The organism is Rossellomorea sp. LJF3 (assembly GCF_037046045.1).
Taxonomy (GTDB): domain Bacteria; phylum Bacillota; class Bacilli; order Bacillales; family Bacillaceae_B; genus Rossellomorea.
In genome coordinates, this window is record NZ_JBANLY010000047.1 from 1 (window position 1) to 3008 (window position 3008).

Below are 3008 nucleotides of genomic sequence, written 5' to 3' on the forward strand. Positions count from 1 at the left end.
GTAATTGAGTCATCTTTATTCCTCTTCTCATTGTTTATCGTCGTTGAAAACAGTGTTGACAAGAAGGAATAAAATGACTCTTTCTTTTTACACAATTATATGGACTTAATCGATTGGGACAAGTATAAGGCTCAATATTTGCACAGCTTCATTCTAAACCGACTCCATTTTTTCAAAAAAACCCCCGATCACCGAAATCGAGGGCATACACTTTCATTTTCTTACACAAAACACCATACGATCTTTCCCATTGATATCATGGACGACTTCTGTTTCTGCATCCGGGAAGGTCGCGCGCAGCAGATCCGCAACCGTTTCTCCCTGGCCGACGCCAACTTCGAAACCGATCAGGCATTTTTCTTTCATGACAAGAGGAAGTTCTTCCATAAAGCGTTTATACAGATCATAGCCATCTTCCCCGCCAAACAATGCGAGTTCAGGCTCATGCCCGATGACGACATCTGATAGAGTTTCCCGATCCGTCAAAGGAATGTATGGAGGGTTGGATAAAAGAACATCCACCTTCACTCCGGCTTCGATCAATGGCTTCAACAAATCTCCTTCAATAAAACGGACATCCGCTCCGAACTTCTTGCTATTCTCCCCGGCAACCGCCAATGCTTCCCTCGAAATATCGACAGCCATCATCTCAAGGGGCAGCCGCTTTGACTCAAGCTTCAACGTAACGGCAATCGCCCCGCTCCCTGTCCCGACATCGGCAGCCTTAAGAGGAGCAGCCGCATCACGGAACAAATCCTTCATCTTCTCCAAACCATAATAAATGAGCTCTTCCGTCTCCGGTCTTGGAATCAACACATGCTCATTCACCGCAAACTCACGGCCATAAAATTCCTCCGTGCCAATGATATGCTGAATCGGCACCCCGCCAGCATGCGTCCGGATCCCCTGTTGGAACTCGTCCCATTTCTCCTGAGGGACGGACCTCCGCTGTTCCGCGAGCAGCTGCGACCGTGACATTCCCAGCAAATACCGCAGATAGATTTCTCCCACATTCTCATCGCGGCCATTTTCCACTAAAAAAGAAGAAGCCCATTTCAGGGCTTCAAATACCGTCACCATGACTATTCTTCCAGTCTTTCAAGAAGTTTGGACTGATCTTCGATGATCAATGCATCGATGACTTCATCCATCTTTCCTTCAAGGATTTGGTCAAGCTTCTGGATCGTCAGGCCGATGCGGTGATCCGTGACGCGGTTTTGTGGGAAATTGTACGTACGGATACGCTCCGAACGGTCACCGGTACCAACGGCAGATTTACGATTGGCATCGTATTCCGCTTGAACCTCGCGCTGGAATTTATCATAAACCCGGGCACGCAATACTTTCATCGCTTTTTCTTTGTTCTTGATTTGGGACTTTTCATCCTGACATGATACAACGACGCCTGTCGGGATATGCGTCAGACGCACGGCAGACATGGTCGTATTAACACTTTGTCCTCCAGGTCCGCTGGATGCGAAGGTATCGACACGGATGTCTTTATCGTGGATATCGACTTCGACTTCTTCCGCTTCCGGCAGGCAGGCAACCGTTGCCGTCGACGTATGGATACGTCCGCCGGATTCTGTTTCAGGTACACGCTGCACGCGGTGTGCCCCGTTTTCATACTTCATTTTAGAGAATGCGCCATTTCCGTTGATCATGAAGATGATCTCTTTGTATCCACCGACACCAGTGGAGTTCGCTTCCATGACTTCGATCTTCCAGCCCTGGGATTCAGCAAAGCGGCTGTACATGCGGTATAAATCACCGGCGAACAGGGCTGCTTCATCTCCACCAGCAGCACCACGAACCTCCATGATGACGTTCTTATCATCGTTCGGGTCTTTCGGGATCAATAATATTTTCAGACGGGCTTCCAACGCTTCGATTTGCTCTTCAAGCTCGGAAACTTCTTCCTTCACCATTTCACGCATATCAGCATCAAGCTTATCCTCAAGCATCGCCTTCGCGTCTTTATACTGCCCGGTCAATTCTTTATATTCTCGATATGCTTCTACCGTTGCTTGGATGTCTGATTGTTCTTTTGAATAATCTCTTAGCTTCTTTGGGTCATTCACAATTTCTGGATCACTCAATAGTTCATTTAACTTATCATAGCGATCTTCCACTGCTTGTAAACGATCGAACACAGCTATTCACCTCAATTTTAATCCATAACAGTACAATTATATTATATGGTGTATGTAAACACAAGGAGGAGCGGGAATGGAGAGAGGGGATTTTACGTGAAAAGGGGAAGCCCAGAAGCTCCCCCTTTTCATTATCTTTCGGTGATTTTCACATTGATATCATAGCGGGGAATCGCTTTTTGCAACTTATCTTTCAGCATGGCTTCCTCTTTATCGGTCTCTGCCATGGTCATTTCTTTCTTCGTATGGGCCGTCACCCACATTTGATTCCCATTGATCCACACCTCATCAGGCTGAAATTTCGAATAATCCCTTACCACTTCACGGGCTTTGTCTTCATACACACCGGTAGTCGTGGAAGTCGTACCTTGAGAGTTTGTCAGGTTAGGGAAATTGGGATTTTGATCGGTGATTTCCCGCACATTTTTATCCTGGCGCTTATCCATCTCCGCCTTTCGGTTATCGATGAAGCGGGTCCCGCCACTGTCATTATGCACACCGTATTCCGACTCCTGATTCACACCACATGCTGTAATCAAAAGAAAGAAAACGGTAAAAGATAAAGCTAATACTACCTTTTTCATGCTTTCACACCTCCTGCTTTTAGGATTTCCTGGAGGATGGTGGTTATGCATGTGTCTGAATTGAGCTGTAGATGAGCGTGGAGGTAATATATGTAAAAATACGCAAATGACGAAAAAATGACGCAATCATGTGAGAAAACGACGCAATAAATCGTAAAACCGGTTTGACCCCCTAATTACTGACGTTTTCTCCAAGGGGCTTACTTGTTCTTAGTTTTTCATTTTGTTTTTCCTTCTTCGCTTTTATGAAGAAGGAAAAACCTTTATTTTA

3 protein-coding genes are annotated in these 3008 nt (G+C 45.9%); all 3 read right to left on the reverse strand.

What is annotated here, in order from left to right:
• Positions 1–213 precede the first annotated feature (213 nt).
• Positions 214–1080, reverse strand: a complete 867-nt coding sequence (gene prmC, locus V8G47_RS20665) for a peptide chain release factor N(5)-glutamine methyltransferase (protein WP_336201678.1) — start codon at positions 1078–1080, stop codon at positions 214–216.
• A 2-nt stretch (positions 1081–1082) separates the two neighbouring features.
• A complete protein-coding gene (gene prfA / locus V8G47_RS20670) occupies positions 1083–2153 on the reverse strand; it encodes a peptide chain release factor 1 (RefSeq protein WP_336201679.1) in 1071 nt (356 codons plus the stop codon).
• A 131-nt stretch (positions 2154–2284) separates the two neighbouring features.
• Entirely contained in the window at positions 2285–2737 is a 453-nt protein-coding gene (locus V8G47_RS20675; protein ID WP_336201680.1) for a hypothetical protein, read from the reverse strand.
• Positions 2738–3008 lie beyond the last annotated feature (271 nt).

Bases quoted from the DNA above. Each gene is read 5' to 3' on its own strand.
- prmC (WP_336201678.1), bottom strand. From the start codon at position 1,080: ATGGTGACGGTATTTGAAGCCCTGAAATGGGCTTCTTCTTTTTTAGTG.
- V8G47_RS20675 (WP_336201680.1), bottom strand. From the start codon at position 2,737: ATGAAAAAGGTAGTATTAGCTTTATCTTTTACCGTTTTCTTTCTTTTG.